Source organism: Methylibium sp. (genome assembly GCF_013817345.1).
In the GTDB taxonomy this organism is placed as follows: domain Bacteria; phylum Pseudomonadota; class Gammaproteobacteria; order Burkholderiales; family Burkholderiaceae_C; genus Methylibium.
In genome coordinates, this window is record NZ_JACDCW010000041.1 from 14,556 (window position 1) to 31,346 (window position 16,791).

The following is a 16,791-nucleotide window of genomic DNA, read 5'->3' on the forward strand; positions in this document are numbered from 1 at the left end:
CGACCCGGGTCCGTGTGTGCTGGGTGCTGTTCACCGCGCCACCGGCGCAGAGCCCCCTTCAACGTCCTTCGTCGCCATCGCCGGCAGCGGCTCGAAACACTTCGACAGGCGCCTGAGGGCAAGCGCCGACAGGTCTTGATTCTTCAGACAGTGGCGCCACCGATCGGCAACCGTGGCTTGAACGTCATCGACGATCCCAAGCGCTGCGGCCTCCGTGAGATCGAACGCGGCATGACTGCTCATGATGTTGTCGATTCCCGGTGCATGCCCGCCGTCGCCGACGGCGAGTGCCTGAAAACGGCGACTGGTGCCATGAATGCGGGGAACCAGATCGAAGGCGGGCGCGAGTCGGTAGGTGCCGGGGCTGGCGTTCGGATCGTCGTTCGCGATGAAACCGTGATTGCGATCGTGGTCGTCGGTGTTGGAAGTGGCGCAGTTGAAAACCATGCGGCGGAACAGTTCGTGCCGGTCGTTCAGCGGATGCGAGCTGTAGCGACCGAGTTCGCGTGCGAGCCGCGGATAGGAGCCGGCGAAGCTGTACGCCTGCACGGCCGGCCGCGAGGCGAAAACGGAGCGAGCGCTCAGGTAGGCATCGCGCGCCCACCCCGACGCTTGCCCTTCGGAGGCGATGAGCGTGCGGTCGAACCGCTTGACGAGCAGAACGTCGCCGCCCTCGAGGTTCACGACGCGGGCCTGCGCGGTGCCGATGCCGCACTGCGATGCGAGATCGAGCATTGCAGCTTCGAGCCGCGCCGCCGGGATTTCAGGATCGTCGCGCCGCGAGGGCAGCTTGGCGAGCCACTGCGCGCCCTCGTGCGCGATGGTCAGCTTGGGCCGTGCGCCGCCCATCGCGGTGTTGAGCATGATGCGATCCTCCAGCTCGGGAGGCACCCACTGTCCGGCTTCGAGCCCCGCCACGATGCGCAGCGCATCGTCGAGCAGCCGCAAACCCGGAAGCGGGGCCGATTCCCGCCTGAGTGGCGGCCGCTCGGCGTCGTGGGCGCTGAAGGAAAGGTTTCCGACCCGGTCGTCCAGAGAGTGGAGGAGGTATCCGACCGGAAAGTCCTGCTTGCCGTGCCGGCGGTCGATGACATAGCGGCCCCAGTCGTCGGGTATCGCATCGGAGATGACCCCGAAGGTCCCCTGTTCGGACACGGTCTCGAACAGCCGGTCGCCGTGGAGTGGCAAGGCGACTGGATCGATCGCGAGCGCCCGCGTGTTGGCCAGATAGCTGCGGCCGTAGACGAAGCTGCCCACGGCGCGATCAGCGGTGACTTTGTGGTCGAAGCGGCCGCACAGCGTCGGCTCGACGTCCCCCGGCAGGTAAACCCAGACGTACGCGGCCTGCGGCACCCTAGAAGTCATTGTCGACCTTCCTCTGCACCCGAACCCGCTTGCTCTGCGCAGACAGCTCCAGCGAGAGCCCGTCGCGGTCCAGACCGGGGTCGGCCACGATGGACATCTCCTGCTCGAGCCCGAGCGCCCACAGCGCGCGCAGATAGGCGCCGAGGCCCGTGCCCAGATCGCCGCGCTCGATGGCTTCGACGGTCGAGCGGGACAGGCTGGTCCGTTCAGCGAGATCCATCCGGCGGAGTTTTCTCCGGGTTCTCGCTGCCCGGATGCGTTCTCCGAGCGCCTTGGCTTGGAGTGCGACTGCTTCGGGCGTTGGAGAGGTCGGTGCACGTGCCATAAAACGCATTGTGCGTCTTACTGCATGCTATAGCAAGCTTGCGGCGTTCGTCGATTCAGGTTTTGACTGGTCAGAAACAGCCCGGCAAACGATTCCCTGCCTACCCGGCCCGCCCCACGATCGCTGCCGTTGCGATCAGCTCTTCCAGCAGCGCCATCGACACCTTGCCCGACACCGTGAACGGATCGAGCTGCGGCATCTCGCTGTACTTGAGCACGATCGACGGGTTGACCTTGGCCATGTTGACCTGCCCCATCGTCCAGCCCGCGAAGCGGCGCTCGGCAACCTCCTCGAAGTGCAGCACCGCAACGTTGCGGTGGCGCGGGTCGCAGGAGATGCGCGTGTAGAGAATGTTGACGGAATCGCGCCCGCCTTCCAGAACCTGCAGGAAGGTGTCGCCGCAGTGGCACAGGATGCCGGTCACGCCGAGCGCGGGGTTGTGCGCCCTCGCCTGCGCCAGGATGGCATCGATGACGACGGGCGTCACCGGCTCGGCGGCGCGGCTGGCATAGAGCAGACGGACGAGCATGGCTTTCAGTCCCTTCGGTTGCCGACGAGCGAGAGGAATTCGCGGCGCAGGCTGGCGTCCTTGAGGAAGCTGCCGCGCATCACGCTGTTGATCATCTTGGCGTTGGTTTCCTTGACGCCGCGCCAGTGCATGCAGAAGTGGTCGGCCTCCATCACGATGGCCAGGCCGTCGGGGCTCACCTTGTCCTGCAGCAGGTCGGCGAGCTGGATCACCGCCTCCTCCTGGATCTGCGGGCGACTCATGATCCAGTCGGCCAGGCGCACGTACTTGCTTAGTCCGATCAGGTTGGAATGCTCGTTGGGCATCACGCCGATCCAGACCCGGCCGATGATCGGGCACAGGTGGTGCGAGCAGGCGCTGCGGACGGTGATCGGGCCGATGATCATCAGCTCGTTCAGGCGCTCGATGTTCGGGAACTCGGTGACCGGCGGCTGCGCGATGTAGCGGCCCTTGAAGACCTCGCTCACGTACATCTTGGCGACGCGGCGGGCGGTGTCTTGCGTGTTGTGGTCGCTCTCGGTGTCGATGACCAGGCTGTCGAGCACGGCGTGCATCTTGCCGGCCACTTCCTCGAGCAGCAACTCGAGTTCGCCGGGCTCGATGCAATCGGCGATGTTGTCGTTGGCGTGGAAGCGCTTGCGTTGCGCCTTGATGCGCTCGCGGATCTTCACCGAGACGGGCGTACCGACATCGTCGGTGGTGCGGTCGGGCGCAGTTTCAGGCGTCACGGCCTGCAAGGGCGAGCCGAGGGAAGGAGGCGCGTTCATCGGGGGCATCTCGCTGGGAGGCGCTGCGTCGGGCGCAGCGATCGGCTGATGCTACCGGCTTGCACGGAAAGTGTCCGTTCATGCGCCCAGCAATGCCTCCAGCGCCTGCAAGGTATCGGCCTCGTGCAGCGGCTTGTCCGGCCGAAGGCGCAGCATGCGCGGGAAGCGAACGGCGATGCCGCTCTTGTGGCGCGGGCTGCGGTTGATGCCCTCGAAACCGAGCTCGAACACGAGGCTGGGCCGCACGCTGCGCACCGGGCCGAACTTCTCGAGCGTGTTGGCGCGGATCACGCGGTCGACCTGCGTGAACTCGGCATCGGTGAGTCCCGAATACGCCTTGGCGAAGGCCACCAGCTGCAGCGCCCCCGGCTCGGCCGGCTTGCGCGCCGCGATGGCATCGATCACCGCCTGCGCCTCGGCCGCATCGGCCGGCGCGCGGCTCCACACCGCGAAGCTGTAGTCGGTATAGAGGCTCGCGCGACGGCCATGGCCGCGCTGCGCGTAGACGAGCACGCAGTCCACGCTCATCGGCTCGATCTTCCACTTCCACCATGTGCCGCCGACCAGCCCCTCCTGTTTCCTGCGGCCGCTGCCGTAGGCCGCGTCGCGGTGCTTGAGCATGAAGCCTTCGACGCCGCGCGCACGCGAGGCAGTGCGCAGCGCGGCGAGTTCCTGCCAGCTGGGCGCGACCACGGCCGGCGACAGCCGCAGCGCCGTGCCTTGCAAGGCCGCCTCGAGCGCGGCGCGGCGCACATGCTGCGGCTCGCCGCGCAAATCGACTCCCTGCCATTCGAGCAGGTCGTAGGCAACGAGCTGCACCGGCAGCTCGGCCAGCATCTTCTTGCTCACCGTCTTGCGGCCGATGCGCTGCTGCAGCAGCGCGAAGGGCGCCGGTCCGCCCTCGCCTTCACCGTCTCGCCACACCACCAGTTCGCCATCGAGCACCGTGCCGTCGGCCAGGCACGCGGCCAGCGCGCACACCTCGGGGTAGCGCTCCGTCACCAGCTCCTCGCCACGCGACCACAGCCACACCTGGCCGGCGCGCTTGACGAGCTGCGCGCGGATGCCGTCGTATTTCCACTCGACCAGCCACTGCGAAGGCGCGCCGAGCCGGGCCTCGAAGTCGCCCGCCTCACCCTCGATCTGGTGGGCGAGGAAAAATGGATAAGGCTCGCCCGCCGCGCGGGCGGCGCCCTCCTCGGCCGGTGCCAAGAGTGCCGCGTAGCGCGCGGCATCGGGCGCGCGCTTGGCATCGGTGTAGCCCATCATGCGCTGCGCCACCAGCTTGGCGTCCAGGCCCGCCACCTCGGCCAGTGCACGCTGCACCAGCAGCTTGCTCACACCGACGCGAAACCCGCCGCCGATCAACTTGACGAGCAGGAAACGGCCGGCGGTGTCCAGTGCATCCCACCAGTCGCGCACCGCGGTGGCCTGGGGCTCGGGCGCCGCACCGCGCAGCGCCAGCAACTGCTCGACCGAGGCAGCCAGCCCGAGCGTGCTTTCGCGCGTGGGCGGCGGCAGCACCAGCGCAATCGTTTCGGCCAGATCGCCGACGGCCTGGTAGCACTCTTCGAACAGCCAGTCGGCGATGCCGGCCCCCTCGCAGGCCAGCGTGCGCAGCACCGAAGTCGGCACCACCTGCCGCGGACGGCCGCCGGCCAGGAAATACGCCGCCCAGGCGGCGTCGGCCGGCTCCGCTGCGCTGAAGTAGCGGCGCAGCGCGGCGACCTTGTCCAGCGTGGAAGTGCTGGCGTCGAGTTCGGCGTAGAGCTGGGCGAAGGCGCGCATGGCGCTTCAGACGGCGGCGCCTGGTGGTGCAGTGCCGGGCGCATCGCCGACGGCCGGGGGTTCGATGCGACTCGCCGGATCGCCATCAACCGCGACGGCTGCATGGCTCTGACCGGTGGCGGTGATTGCGTCGGTCGCAGTTGCCGCCTCGTTCTGATCGGCCGCGCCGGAGGCATCCGCCCGATCGGTCTCCACCTCGGGACGCTCCAGCGCCTCGTCGCCGTACTCGGTACGAAACGACCCGGCCTGCAGCCCCTGCTCCCGAAGCCAGCGCACCATCACCGCCTCGTAGCCGTGGGTCACGATGACGCGCTCGCAGCCGGTCGCGGCGATGGCGCGCACGAGGCCCGGCCAATCGGCATGGTCGGAGACCACGAAGCCGCGGTCCACGCCGCGGCGACGGCGGGCGCCGCGCAACTGCATCCAGCCGCTGGCAAACGCATCGCTGGCGCCGACGAAACGGCGGGACCAGACGCTGCCATGCACGCTGGGCGGCGCCACGACGAGCGCCGTGCGCAATTCGGCCTTGTCGGTCACCTCGCTTACCAACTTGGTGTCCGGCAGCCGCACGCCGGCGGCGCGGTAAGCGCGGTTGAGCGTCTCGACAGCGCCATGCACGACGATCGTGCCGATGCCCGCGTCCACCCCCGCCAACAGCCGTTGTGCCTTGCCGAAGCTGTAGCCCATCAGCAGGCTGGGCCGGCCGGCGGCGGCGTTGCCGCGCCACCAGTCGTTCACCTCGCCGAACAACTCGCGCTGCGGCCGCCAGCGGTAGATGGGTAGGCCGAAGGTGGACTCGGTGATGAAGCAATGGCAGCGCACCGGCTCGAAGGGCTCGCAGGTGGCGTTGTCCTCGTGCTCGCCGCCGCTGCCGGCAACGAAGTAATCGCCCGACGCGACCCAGACCCGGCCGCCGTGCTCGAGCCGCACCTGTGCCGAGCCGAGCACGTGGCCGGCGGGATGCAGGCTCAAGCGCACGCCGAAGTGATCGATGCGCTCGCCGTAGGCCAGCGTCTGCAGCGCGATGTCGCCGAGACGCGCCCGCAGCACGCCCTCGCCGGGCGCGGCGGCCAGGTAGTGGCCGTGGCCGACGCGCGAATGGTCCGCGTGGGCGTGCGTGATCACCGCGCGTGGCACGGGCCGCCACGGGTCGATGTAGAAGTCGCCGGGCGGGCAATACAGGCCCTCGGGGCGCTCGACGATCAGGTCTCCGGGCATGAAGGATGAACGCTCGGCGCGCTGGCTAGAAGCGACTGCATCGCCGCCGAACCAAAACCCTCGACCTGCAGGCGATTGACGCGAGCCTTCATGCGAGCAGAGCGAGCCCTCATGCTCAATACCGCCCAGCCGCGCCCGCCAGCCGCAGGTACACCGCCGCCGCCCAGGCGACCACGCCGCGCCGCATCCAGCGCCGCCAGCCGGGCAATGCGGCCGGCGTCGTGATCTCGCGTGACTCGGCGAAATCGCGCTCGAGTTCGCGGGCCAGGTGCGCCACGAAATCCGGGTCGTCGACCAGCACGTTCGCCTCCAGGTTGACCAGCAGCGACAGCGGATCGATGTTGGAGCTGCCCACCGTTGCCCAGCTGTCGTCCACCAGCGCCACCTTGGCATGCAGGAAGGCCGGCAGGTACTCGTAGATGCGCACCCCGTGCGCAAGCATCTCGTCGTACAGCGCCTGCGCCGCCAGTGCGGCGAAGCGGTAGTCGGCCTTGCCCTGCAGCAGCAGGCGCACGTGCACGCCGCGCCCGGCGGCGGCGGTGAGCGCGTGGCGGAAATTGCGGCCCGGGTAGAAGTACGGGGACACGAGATCGATGCGCTCGCGCGCACCGCGCAGCGCCTCGATGTAGCTGCGCTCGATGCTGCGGCGCTGGCGCACGTTGTCCCGCACGACGAAAGCGGCACGCACGGGCACCATCTGCCGCGGCCGGCCTTGCGCGGGCGGGCGCCGTCGCAGCGCGATGCGCATGCGGCGCAGCAGCCTGCGCGCGCGCAATAGCGGCTGGCCGCTGCGCGCGATCTGGCGCATTTCGTCGCGCCAGTCCCGGCCGAAGGCCACACGCGTCCAGACCGCGCGCACGGTGTGCTCGATCGGCACCACCACCGGGCCCGTTAGGCGGACCGCGTAATCGAGCCGAGCACGCTCGCTCTCGCCATGACGCAGATCGCGCCGGTCGTCGATCAGGTTGATGCCGCCGACGAAGCCGATCTGCCCGTCGACCACACACAGCTTCTGGTGCAGGCGGCGAAACTGGCCGGGTTGCAACCAGCTCCACCAGCCGCGCAACGGGCGAAACACGGCCAGGCTCACGCCGTGCGGCTCGAGCAGCTCGCGCAGCGCCGCCAGGGCGCGCTGCGAGCCGAAACCGTCGACCACCACGCGCACGCGCACGCCGCGCTCGGCCGCGGCCACCAGCTCGGCGACGACACAGCGCGCCGCCGGGTCGTCGTCGAAGATGTAGGTGGCGAGCCAGACCTCGTGCATCGCCGCGGCGATGGCCTCGCACATGGCCGGAAACAGCGTGTCGCCGCCGCGCAGCAACTGCACCTCGTTGCCGCCGCTGTAGACGGCGCGCGGCTGCGCATACCAGGCCAGCGGCGACATGTCGCCGCCGGAACCGCTTCGGCCTTGCTTGCCGCCTGCGGACGGCTCGACCGCCGGCGCCGTCACGGCGGCGCCGGGCTCATGCTGCTGCCTCCGTACTCTTGGCGCAACTCGCAGCGCCCGGCGGTCGGCAGCTCGGCAGCATTCGCGCTTCGATCCCCGCTTCGCGGGGCACCTCTTTCGCGCTCATGCTGCCGCCCGTTCGAATTCAGCGACAAGCGGCAGGTGATCCGACATGCGCGCCCAGGTCCCGCCGCGCGGCACGAAGGTGCCGCAGCAACGCAGGCCGCGGGTGTACACGCGGTCGAGCGCGAACATCGGCGCGAGAGAGGGGAAGGTCAAGCCGCGCCGGGCCAGTACGCCGGCGCGGGCCGGCGCGAGCGCGCGCTTCAGCCCCGCGCTGGCCATCTGCGCATCGAGCCGCTCGCCCCAGTCGTTGAAGTCGCCGGCCACGATCAGCGGCGCGCCGTCGTCGAAATCGGCCTTGATGAAGTCGACCAGTTTCTGCACCTGCCGCACCCGGCTCGCGTGGCTCAGGCCGAAATGCACCACCACGGCGTGCAACAGACGGTCCTGCCACTGCACCGGCACGTGCAGCAGGCCGCGCTGCTCGAAGCGGTGGTCCGAGACGTCGTGCTGGCGCGGATCGCCGATCGGCCAGCGCGACAGCAGCGCGTTGCCGTGCTCGCCGTCGCGCGTGGTGCAGTTGGTGCGGTAGGCCACGTCATACCCCTCGGGCGCGAGGAATTCGGCCTGGCCCTGCGCCGGCCAGCCGAACGAGCTGCGGTCGAAGCGGCGCGCATTGCGGCGATCGACGTGGCGCACCTCCTGCAGGCACACCAGGTCGGCGTCGAGCGCTTCGACGGCCAGGCCCAGGTTGTGGATCTCCAGGCGCTTGCCGGGGCCGACGCCGCGCACGCCCTTGTGGATGTTGTAGGTGGCCACGCGCAGGCGGTCGCCGCCGGTGGCAGGGGGCAGATTCGAGGATTGCAGCGGGTTCAAGGGGAGTCCTGGGAACGCACGACGAAGCGCGGCAGTTGGAGCACGGCTTCGGCGTTGGAGGGAGAAAAACACCGGTCGGCCGCCTCTTGCCACGGCAGCCAGGCATGGCGCAGATGCTCGCGCGGCGCAAGCCGCACGGCTGTGCCACGGCGCACCGTGAGGCCGAAGACATGCTCGGTGTTGTGGGTGACGCCCGGCGCGTAGCGGTGGCGCCAGACGGGATAAATTTCGTAGACGTTGGCGAGTTGCCAATCGATTAACGCAGCGAGCGGCACGACGGGGCTGCCGATGACGATGCCGGTTTCCTCGGCGACCTCGCGGACGCATGTCGCCAACAGCGGCTCGTCGGTCATGTCCTTGGAGCCGGTGACGCTCTGCCAGAAGCCGGGTCGGTCGGCGCGTTCGAGCAGCAGCACGTCGAGCTCCGGCGTGTGGAGCACCACCAGGACCGATTCGGGGATCTTGTGGACCAGCGAGGGCTGCATCGCTCAGACGCCGCTGACGACGGCATCAAGGGCGTCGCGTAACACCGACGCGTCGTGGCGAAGCGTCGCCACCGACTTGCGCAGCAGTTTGCTGGGCAAGGGCGCACACAGGTGCGCAGCGAGGTGCAGCGTCTCGCCGGCAACGGTGACGACGCTCGCCAGTTTTCGTGGCGTCGATTTCGGCAGTTGCTCGAGCCGTGCCAGCGGCATCACGAACCGGGTGGTGTAGTGCGTCAGGTGATCGCTTTGCAGCGCGACGACGTAAGGAAACCCGCCGCGCTGGGCCGGACTCGGGTTCTCGAAAACGTCGAACTGGGCCATGCCGGGCTACCAGGGGCGAAACTCTTCGCCGGGTACCCCGTACTTCTCGACCAGTTGGTTCTGCGCGTCGACCCAGTCCTTGTACTTCGCATAGAAGCGCTTGCCGGCATCGGCTTTGGATGCGGGCTGCTGCGCGCGCAACAAGGTCTCGTACTGCTCGATCGAAAGCACCACGCTGTGGCGGCGCCCGGCCTTCTCGATGAAGACCGGCTTGTGCTGGGCCTGTTCGAGCACCTGCCCGAAACGGTTCTTGGCTTCGGTGGCGGTGACGTTCATGGTGGAGAGCAGCGATTCGACGTTGGCCATTTTAGCCATTTTGAATGCTGGAGAGTTCCGGCTGGCCCTCACCCCGGCCCTCTCCCAGGGGGAGAGGGAGGAACACCAATCCCAGCCAATTCGAAGGCGAGGCCTTCCGTGACTTAGCCTTTTGCGGCCTGCGGGTTGCGCAGCCGGATGTGCAGCTCCTTCAGCTGCTTCTCGTCCACGGCACTCGGCGCATGCGTCAACAGATCCTGCGCACGCTGCGTCTTCGGAAAGGCGATCACGTCGCGGATGCTTTCGGCCCCGGCCATCATGGTGACGATGCGGTCCAGGCCGAAGGCCAGGCCACCGTGCGGCGGGGCGCCGTACTGCAGCGCATCGAGCAGAAAACCGAACTTCTCCTGCGCTTCCTCGGGGCCGATCTTGAGCGCTGCGAACACCTTGCTCTGCACCTCGGCGCGGTGGATGCGCACCGAACCGCCGCCGAGCTCCCAGCCGTTGAGCACCATGTCGTAGGCCTTGGCGATGCAGGCAGCGGGGTCCGTGTCCATCAGGTCTTCGTGCCCGTCCTTCGGTGCCGTGAAGGGGTGGTGCACGGCGGCCCAGCGGCCGTTCTCCTCGTCGTGCTCGAACATCGGGAAATCAACCACCCACAGCGGCGCCCACTTGTCCTCGAACAGGCCCCGGGCCTTGCCGAAATCGCTGTGTCCGATCTTCACGCGCAGCGCACCGAGCGCGTCGTTGACGACCTTGGCCTTGTCGGCGCCGAAGAAGATCAGGTCGCCGCTCCCGGCGCCCGTTCGCGCAACGATCTCGGCGATGGCCGCGTCGTGCAGGTTCTTGACGATGGGGCTCTGCAGCCCTTCCCTGCCCTTGCCTGCGTCGTTGATCTTGATCCAAGCCAGCCCCTTGGCCCCGTAGATCTTGACGAACTCGGTGTAGCCGTCGATCTCGCCGCGGCTCATCTCGCCGCCGCCGGGAATGCACAGCGCGGCAACCCGGCCGCCCTTGGCCTGCGCGGGTGCACTGAAGACCTTGAAGTCGACGTCCTTCATCACGTCGGTCAGCTCGGTGAATTCGAGCCTGATCCGCAGGTCGGGCTTGTCCGAGCCGTAGCGGTGCATGGCCTCGGCGTACTTCATCACCGGAAAGGCAGGCAGTTCCACGCCGATGGTGAGGCGAAACACCGTGCTGATCATTCCTTCAAACATCTCGCGGATCTGCTCCTCGGTGAGGAAGGAAGTCTCGATGTCGATCTGCGTGAACTCGGGTTGACGGTCGGCGCGCAGGTCTTCGTCGCGGAAGCACTTGGTGATCTGGTAGTAGCGGTCGAAGCCCGCAACCATGAGCAGCTGCTTGAAGAGCTGCGGCGACTGCGGCAGCGCGAAGAACATGCCCTCGTTCACGCGGCTGGGAACGAGGTAGTCGCGCGCGCCCTCGGGCGTGCTCTTGGTGAGCATGGGCGTTTCGATGTCGATGAAGCCGTGGGCGTCGAGAAACTTGCGCGTTTCCATCGCCACGCGGTAGCGCAGCATCAGGTTCTTCTGCATCGCCGGGCGGCGCAGGTCGAGCACGCGGTGCGTCAGGCGCGTGGTTTCTGAAAGGTTGTCGTCGTCGAGCTGGAACGGCGGCGTGACGCTGGGGTTGAGTACCTCGAGCGCATGGCACAGCACCTCGATCTTGCCGCTGGTGAGGTTGGCGTTTTCGGTGCCGGCGGGGCGCGCGCGCACCAGGCCGGTGATCTTGAGGCAGAACTCGTTGCGCACGTCCTCGGCCGCGGCGAACATCTCGGCGCGGTCGGGGTCGCAGACGATCTGCACCAGGCCTTCACGGTCGCGCAGGTCAATGAAGATGACGCCGCCATGGTCGCGGCGGCGGTGAGCCCAGCCCATCAGCGTGACGGTCTGGCCCAGAAGCGCTTCGTTGACGAGGCCGCAGTAGGTGGTTCTCATGGGATCGCTTTCGAAGATTCGTTTGCAGTGCTGCGGTCGATGAGGAGGCCGTGCCATGCCATGCCGGCATACCCGGCCTTCGGGCTTGAAAGCCCAAGGCCTTCGCGGGCCGGCCGTCCGCACGCGCCGCCGGCCTTTTCCGCGCTCAGCCGGTCTGGTTGCGCGGCATCGCCGCGGTGGTGGCGAGCGCAGGCGGCGGCGCCACCACGCCCATGGAGATGATGTACTTGAGCGCTTCATCCACGCTCATCGCCAGCTCGATCACATCGGAGCGCGGCACCATCAGGAAAAAGCCCGACGTGGGGTTCGGCGTGGTCGGCACGTACAGGCTCAGATAGTCGCCGCGCAAATGCTCGCCGGCTTCGCCGCCCGGCTTGCCGGTGACGAAGGCGATGGTCCACGAGCCCTGGCGCGGGTACTGAACCAGCACCGCCTCTCGAAAGGCATTGCCGCTGCTCGAGAACAGCGTGTCCGAAACCTGCTTGACCGAGCTGTAGATCGACTTGACGATCGGAATCCGGCTGAGCAGCCGGCTGCCCCGCGTGAGCCACCATTGCCCGACGATGTTGGTGGCGAAGATGCCGGTGGCGATGAGCCCCAGCACCATCACGATCACCCCCAGGCCGGGCACTTGCTTGAGCATCTCAATCGGCGTGTGCGCCGCATCGGGCAGCACCGCCTGCGAGCCGCTCAGCAGCCAGGCGAACAGGCCGTCGAGCAGGCCCAGCACCGAATGCAGCACCCAGAGGGTGATGGCCAGCGGCAGCCAGACCAGCAGGCCGGCGATCAGGTATCTCTTCACGCGTGTCTTTCAGTCGCGGCGCGGTTGCGCGGACGCACTAGCGGGCTGCAGAAGAGCTGCCGGTGCCGCCCGCCGTGGAAGCCGGAGGCACCGCCGGCGCGGAGGCGGCGCCCTCGGCCGCAGGCGCCTTGGCCGGCGTGGCCGGAGCGTCCGCCGCAGGGGCTGCGGCGTCGGTTTTGGCCGCTTCGGCGCCTGCCGCCGGCTTGGGCTGACTGCCGTTCCGAAAGTCCGTCGCATACCAGCCGGAGCCCTTGAGCTGGAACCCCGCGGCCGTGAGCTGCTTCTTGAAGGCTTCGGCACCGCAGGCCGGGCAGATGCTCAGCAGCGGATCGGACACCTTCTGCAGAACGTCCTTCGCGTGGCCGCAGGCATCGCACCGGTAAGCGTAGATCGGCATGGCCAGGCCCTTGAAAATAAACCAGAAATTATATAGGCCGCCCCCGTAACGGCAGGGGATCGTGCCGGTGATCCGCCACAAGCTGCGGGGCCAGCGAGCCGACCAGCATGAACACGGTCGAGAACGCCAGGCCGATGAGGTTCGGCGGCACCAGCGCATCGGCGAAGAGGTGGTCGCAGACCAGCCAGCTGCCGATGCCGAACACGATGGACAGCAAGGCGCCCTGAGTCGTCGCGCGCTTCCAGTAGGCGCCCGCAAGCAAAGGCACGAAGGCGCCGGTCAACGTGACGTTGTAGGCGTTTTGCACCATCTCGTACATGGTGCTGGTGCTGTTGAGCGCGAAAAGCAAGGCGCACGCCGTGAAGGTGACCAGCACCACGCGCAGGACGAGCAGGAACCGCCGCTCGGTCATGCCGGGCGCGAAGGGCCGCAGCACGTTGCCGGTGAAGGTGGCGGTCGGGGCGAGCAGCGCGCCGCTGGCGGTGGACAAGATGGCCGAAAGCAGCGCGCCGAAGAACATCACCTGGGCCCACAGCGGCATTCGGCTCAGCACGAGGTCTGGCAGGATGCGCTGAATCACGCGGCCGTCCTCGTCGGCGAACAGCCCGCCCAGCGACGGGTCGGTGACCAGCGCCGAATACGCGATGAAGATCGGCACGAAGGCAAAGCAAAAGTAGATCAGCGCACCGATCAAGGTGCCGCGCACGGCGGTCTTTTCGTCTTTGGCGCTGGTCATGCGCTGGAACACGTCTTGTTGCGGAATCGAACCGAAGGCGAAGGCGAAGAAGGCGCCGGCCATGGCCCACCAGCCCGCGCTGTCGCCGGCGGCGGGAAAGAAGTCGAACTTGCCCTCGGCGGCGGCCTGGGCGATCACCTTGGTCGGGCCGCCGGCCAGGTCGCCGACCAGCACCGCCACCAGGCTCAGGCCGATCACGATGACGACGGTCTGGAACAAATCGGTGAAGGCGACCGACCACATGCCGCCAAACACGGTGTAGATCAGCACGACCGCCGCGCCGCAAACGATGGCCGTATTCAGTTCGAGCGCCCCGCCGGACAGCACGTGCATGACCAGTCCGAGCGCGGTCATCTGCGCCGAAGTCCAGCCCAGATAGGACAGCGTGATGGCCAGGCTCGTGAGCACCTCGACCGACTTGCCGTAGCGCTGCTTGTAGAAGTCGCCGATGGTCAGCAGGTTCATGCGGTAGAACAGCCGCGCGAACAGCAGCGCAGCCAGCACCAGGCAGAGCGAGGCACCGAAGGGATCGCCCGGAATGCCGGCCAGGCCGTCCTGGGCGAAAGTGGCCGAAACGGACAACACCGTCTCGGCCCCGAACCAGGTGGCGAACACGGTCGCCACGTTCATGTACAGCGGCAGGCTGCGCCCGGCGACGAGATAGTCCTTCGGGCTATGAACCTTGCGCGCGGCGAACAGGCCGATGCCGATCGTGACCAGCATGTAGACGACGACGAAGGCAATCAGCACTTGGGTTCTCCGGTGGCCGACGCGAGCCGTCGGCCGTTTCGGTGCGGCGGCAGTGTAAGGCGGTGCCCCGCAGGCTTCAGCGCAAGAACGTCCCCGGCGGCATGAACTGCACGGCGAGCGCGCCGAGCAGCAAGGCGATGCCGCCGTAAAGGATTGCGCGCATGAGGCGGTGCGTGCGGTGCTGCTCTCGCAGCAGGGTCTTGAGCAGACCAGCCAGCTCGTTCTGGTTGCCCAGCTTGATGTGCGCCGCCAACGCATCGTGCAGCAAACGCGGCAGCTCGGGCGTGAGCTTGGCGTAGCGCGGCGCCTCGTCCTTGAAGCGCTCCAGCAAGCCGCGCCAGCCGATCTGCTCGGCCATCCAGCGCTCGAGAAAAGGCTTGGCCGTGCTCCACAGATCGAGCTCGGGGTCGAGCTGACGGCCCAACCCCTCGATGTTGAGCAGCGTCTTTTGCAGCAGCACGAGCTGCGGCTGGATCTCGACGTTGAAGCGGCGGGAGGTCTGGAACAGCCGCAACAGCACCTGGCCGAGCGAAATCTCGCTCAGAGGCCGGTCGAAATAGGGCTCGCAGCAGGCGCGTACCGCTCCTTCGAGGTCACCGATCCGCGTGCCGGGCGGCACCCAGCCCGACTCGAGGTGCAACTCGGCCACCCGCTTGTAATCGCGACGGAAGAAGGCGATGAAGTTCTGCGCCAGGTAATCCTTGTCGCTCTCGGTCAGCGTGCCGATGATCCCGAAATCGAGCGCGATGTAGCGCCCGAAGGTCTGCGGTGCGAGGCTGACCTGGATGTTGCCGGGGTGCATGTCGGCATGGAAGAAGCCGTCGCGAAACACCTGGGTGAAAAAGATGGTGACGCCGTCGCGCGCCAGTTTCTTGAAATCGACGTTGGCGGCGCGCAGGCGCGCGGTCTGGCCGATCGGCACGCCGGTCATGCGCTCCATCACGATCACAGTGGAGGTGCACAGATCCCAAACCATCTCCGGGATCATCAGCAGACCCAGCGGCTCCATGTTGCGGCGCAGTTGCGCGCCGTTGGCCGCCTCGCGCACCAGATCGAGCTCGTCGTGCAGGTAGTTGCTGAATTCGGCCACGACCTCGCGCGGTTTCAGCCGCTTGCCGTCGGACGAATTGCGCTCGACCCAGCCGGCCAGGGTGCGCAGCAAGGACAGATCGTCGTCGATCACCGACAGCATGCCGGGACGCAGCACCTTGACGGCGACCTCACGCCCGTCAAGGAGCACCGCGAAATGCACCTGCGCGATCGAGGCGCTGGCCACCGGCTCGCGCTCGAAGCTCGCGAAAATCTCCGTGAGCGGCCGGCGGAACGCGGCCTCGACCAGTGCGGCCGCTTGCTCCGCGGGAAACGGCGGCACTGCGTCCTGCAGCTTGGTCAGTTCGTCGGCGATGTCCTCGGGCAGCAGGTCGCGCCGCGTCGAGAGCACCTGTCCGAACTTCACGAAGATCGGCCCGAGCCGCTCGAGCGCATGGCGCAGACGCTGCCCGCGTGGCGCATCGAGCCGCCGGCCGATGGCGACGAAGCGCGCCAGCGCGCGCAGCCACCGGTGCTTGAAGCTGGAAAGCGCGAGCTCGTCGAGCCCGAAACGCAGAACCGTGAGCGTGATGAAGCTCAGGCGCAGCAAGTGCCTCATCGCGAGGTCGCTGCACGGGCGCCGGGGCGCTGACTCCAGAGGTCGCCCGCACCGCGCGCGGCGCCGCGCAACGCGTCACGCAGTGCCGCGCCGAAGCGCACCAGCTCGTGAGCCGCTGCGTCGCCGACGAATCGCGAAAGATCGTGCTCGACGTCCCAGCGCAGGTTCTCCGCGAGCCAGGCTACATCGGCGGCGAACTGTGCATCGCCTTCCACATTGACTGGCGGCCGCTTGCCGGCGAGCCACAGGCCCGGCAATTGATGGGGCGCCGGCAAGACGACGGTCACGCGCAGGCCCGTCGCCGACGGCAGAGCCGTGTCGGGCTCTACGTCGACGCTTTCGCACAAGCCGGCTGGCGTGATGCGCAGCACCACATCGGGAGGCATGGGCATGGGCATGGGCATGGGCATTGGCCACGGACCTGCGGGCCCCTGCCACTGCACGGTGACCTTACGCCCGGCATGTGCCGCCAGACGTGCGGTCGCCGCCGGCTCCGCGGCCAACACATGGTTGAGCCACAACAGCGCGCGGTCCAGCACGGGCGGCATGAGCGAGAACGGCAGTGATATCGGCACGAAAAAGATTGTAGGGGCCGGGTGCGTGCGGCAACACACCGTAACTGTGGCGCGCAACCCGCACCCCTGTGCACGGGGAGGACAGCCCACGCTTTTTGGCGACAATCCCTTTCGGTCAAGGCCGGCCCATGTGCGTCTGCGGCCGTGCCGCCCGAGACGAACCGCCACCGACCACCCGCATGTTTGAAGACCGCAACAAGAGGACGTTCTACAGCGCACCGCAATCCGTCACGTCCTTCGTGGCCGCGCTGCTCGAGCCCTCGATCACCGTCGCTTGCTTCCTGGGCGTGACCCTCGCCTACGACGAGCCGGTGCTGCGCTCGACGCTGACGGTTTGCCTTCTGGTCTTCGCGCTCACCTTTCCCGGCCGCAACCGCTTCCGCGACAGCGGCCTGGCCGCTGCGGTCGACATCCTGCAATCGTGGATCAGCCTGCTGCTGGTGCTCGCCTTGTGCGGCTATGCGACGCGCAGTCTGAATTACTTCG

At 67.9% G+C, this 16,791-nt stretch carries 17 protein-coding genes and 1 pseudogene; 1 reads left to right on the forward strand and 17 read right to left on the reverse strand.

The genetic code is table 11. The annotated features are described in order from the left end of the window. Positions 1 to 30: 30 nt before the first annotated feature. From H0W40_RS09755 to H0W40_RS09835, 17 genes are all read right to left on the reverse strand, one after another. The gene (locus tag H0W40_RS09755) at positions 31 to 1,365 is read right to left on the reverse strand and encodes a type II toxin-antitoxin system HipA family toxin (protein WP_292445706.1); all 1,335 of its coding nucleotides are present in this window, start codon (positions 1,363 to 1,365) and stop codon (positions 31 to 33) included. Beyond that, positions 1,355 to 1,699 carry a helix-turn-helix domain-containing protein gene (locus H0W40_RS09760; protein ID WP_367153785.1) on the reverse strand — a complete coding sequence of 115 codons (345 nt, stop codon included), beginning with the start codon at positions 1,697 to 1,699 and terminating at the stop codon, positions 1,355 to 1,357. The genes H0W40_RS09755 and H0W40_RS09760 overlap by 11 nt, the downstream gene beginning before the upstream one ends. Positions 1,700 to 1,790: 91 nt before the next feature. Further along, the gene (locus H0W40_RS09765) at positions 1,791 to 2,219 is read right to left on the reverse strand and encodes a BLUF domain-containing protein (protein WP_292445710.1); all 429 of its coding nucleotides are present in this window, start codon (positions 2,217 to 2,219) and stop codon (positions 1,791 to 1,793) included. Between the two features lie 5 nt (positions 2,220 to 2,224). After that, complete coding sequence (gene folE, locus H0W40_RS09770; RefSeq protein ID WP_292445712.1) at positions 2,225 to 2,986, reverse strand: GTP cyclohydrolase I; 762 nt, start codon at positions 2,984 to 2,986, stop codon at positions 2,225 to 2,227. Between the two features lie 78 nt (positions 2,987 to 3,064). Then, positions 3,065 to 4,774: an ATP-dependent DNA ligase gene (locus H0W40_RS09775; RefSeq protein WP_292445714.1), complete on the reverse strand. Its 1,710-nt coding sequence runs from the start codon at positions 4,772 to 4,774 to the stop codon at positions 3,065 to 3,067. 6 nt (positions 4,775 to 4,780) lie between these two features. Beyond that, positions 4,781 to 5,992, reverse strand: coding sequence for a ligase-associated DNA damage response exonuclease (locus tag H0W40_RS09780; RefSeq protein ID WP_292445716.1), 1,212 nt, complete (start codon positions 5,990 to 5,992; stop codon positions 4,781 to 4,783). Positions 5,993 to 6,107: 115 nt separating this feature from the next. Beyond that, positions 6,108 to 7,376, reverse strand: coding sequence for a cardiolipin synthase ClsB (gene clsB, locus H0W40_RS09785; RefSeq protein WP_292445717.1), 1,269 nt, complete (start codon positions 7,374 to 7,376; stop codon positions 6,108 to 6,110). A gap of 186 nt (positions 7,377 to 7,562) precedes the next feature. Next, positions 7,563 to 8,378, reverse strand: coding sequence for an endonuclease/exonuclease/phosphatase family protein (locus H0W40_RS09790; RefSeq protein ID WP_292445718.1), 816 nt, complete (start codon positions 8,376 to 8,378; stop codon positions 7,563 to 7,565). Further along, entirely contained in the window at positions 8,375 to 8,863 is a 489-nt protein-coding gene (gene nudB / locus H0W40_RS09795; protein WP_292445720.1) for a dihydroneopterin triphosphate diphosphatase, read from the reverse strand. Before nudB ends, H0W40_RS09790 begins: the two co-directional genes overlap by 4 nt. Before the next feature lie 3 nt (positions 8,864 to 8,866). Further along, complete coding sequence (locus H0W40_RS09800) at positions 8,867 to 9,184, reverse strand: CcdB family protein (protein ID WP_292445722.1); 318 nt, start codon at positions 9,182 to 9,184, stop codon at positions 8,867 to 8,869. A gap of 6 nt (positions 9,185 to 9,190) precedes the next feature. Continuing rightward, on the reverse strand, positions 9,191 to 9,490 hold the full coding sequence (locus H0W40_RS09805; protein ID WP_292445723.1) for a type II toxin-antitoxin system prevent-host-death family antitoxin: 300 nt from the start codon (positions 9,488 to 9,490) through the stop codon (positions 9,191 to 9,193). Between the two features lie 113 nt (positions 9,491 to 9,603). Then, positions 9,604 to 11,397, reverse strand: a complete 1,794-nt coding sequence (aspS, locus tag H0W40_RS09810; protein WP_292445724.1) for an aspartate--tRNA ligase — start codon at positions 11,395 to 11,397, stop codon at positions 9,604 to 9,606. A gap of 145 nt (positions 11,398 to 11,542) precedes the next feature. Continuing rightward, positions 11,543 to 12,199, reverse strand: coding sequence for a DUF502 domain-containing protein (locus H0W40_RS09815; protein WP_292445725.1), 657 nt, complete (start codon positions 12,197 to 12,199; stop codon positions 11,543 to 11,545). Between the two features lie 37 nt (positions 12,200 to 12,236). After that, complete coding sequence (locus H0W40_RS09820) at positions 12,237 to 12,596, reverse strand: FmdB family zinc ribbon protein (RefSeq protein WP_292445726.1); 360 nt, start codon at positions 12,594 to 12,596, stop codon at positions 12,237 to 12,239. A gap of 28 nt (positions 12,597 to 12,624) precedes the next feature. Next, on the reverse strand, positions 12,625 to 14,082 hold the full coding sequence (locus H0W40_RS09825; protein WP_292445728.1) for a sodium:solute symporter family protein: 1,458 nt from the start codon (positions 14,080 to 14,082) through the stop codon (positions 12,625 to 12,627). A gap of 76 nt (positions 14,083 to 14,158) precedes the next feature. After that, positions 14,159 to 15,730: a ubiquinone biosynthesis regulatory protein kinase UbiB gene (gene ubiB, locus H0W40_RS09830; protein WP_292445729.1), complete on the reverse strand. Its 1,572-nt coding sequence runs from the start codon at positions 15,728 to 15,730 to the stop codon at positions 14,159 to 14,161. Beyond that, the gene (locus tag H0W40_RS09835; RefSeq protein ID WP_292445730.1) at positions 15,727 to 16,305 is read right to left on the reverse strand and encodes a hypothetical protein; all 579 of its coding nucleotides are present in this window, start codon (positions 16,303 to 16,305) and stop codon (positions 15,727 to 15,729) included. The genes ubiB and H0W40_RS09835 overlap by 4 nt, the downstream gene beginning before the upstream one ends. A 179-nt stretch (positions 16,306 to 16,484) precedes the next feature. Between H0W40_RS09835 and H0W40_RS09840 the strand changes: the two are divergent. Then, positions 16,485 to 16,791: pseudogene (locus tag H0W40_RS09840) on the forward strand (undecaprenyl-phosphate glucose phosphotransferase); the annotation flags it as partial.

Coding starts and splice junctions, on each gene's coding strand:
- H0W40_RS09755 (WP_292445706.1), bottom strand. CDS start 1,365: ATGACTTCTAGGGTGCCGCAGGCCGCGTACGTCTGGGTTTACCTGCCG.
- H0W40_RS09760 (WP_367153785.1), bottom strand. CDS start 1,699: ATGCGTTTTATGGCACGTGCACCGACCTCTCCAACGCCCGAAGCAGTC.
- H0W40_RS09765 (WP_292445710.1), bottom strand. CDS start 2,219: ATGCTCGTCCGTCTGCTCTATGCCAGCCGCGCCGCCGAGCCGGTGACG.
- folE (WP_292445712.1), bottom strand. CDS start 2,986: ATGAACGCGCCTCCTTCCCTCGGCTCGCCCTTGCAGGCCGTGACGCCT.
- H0W40_RS09775 (WP_292445714.1), bottom strand. CDS start 4,774: ATGCGCGCCTTCGCCCAGCTCTACGCCGAACTCGACGCCAGCACTTCC.
- H0W40_RS09780 (WP_292445716.1), bottom strand. CDS start 5,992: ATGCCCGGAGACCTGATCGTCGAGCGCCCCGAGGGCCTGTATTGCCCG.
- clsB (WP_292445717.1), bottom strand. CDS start 7,376: ATGTCGCCGCTGGCCTGGTATGCGCAGCCGCGCGCCGTCTACAGCGGC.
- nudB (WP_292445720.1), bottom strand. CDS start 8,863: ATGCAGCCCTCGCTGGTCCACAAGATCCCCGAATCGGTCCTGGTGGTG.
- H0W40_RS09800 (WP_292445722.1), bottom strand. CDS start 9,184: ATGGCCCAGTTCGACGTTTTCGAGAACCCGAGTCCGGCCCAGCGCGGC.
- H0W40_RS09805 (WP_292445723.1), bottom strand. CDS start 9,490: ATGGCCAACGTCGAATCGCTGCTCTCCACCATGAACGTCACCGCCACC.
- aspS (WP_292445724.1), bottom strand. CDS start 11,397: ATGAGAACCACCTACTGCGGCCTCGTCAACGAAGCGCTTCTGGGCCAG.
- H0W40_RS09820 (WP_292445726.1), bottom strand. CDS start 12,596: ATGCCGATCTACGCTTACCGGTGCGATGCCTGCGGCCACGCGAAGGAC.
- ubiB (WP_292445729.1), bottom strand. CDS start 15,730: ATGAGGCACTTGCTGCGCCTGAGCTTCATCACGCTCACGGTTCTGCGT.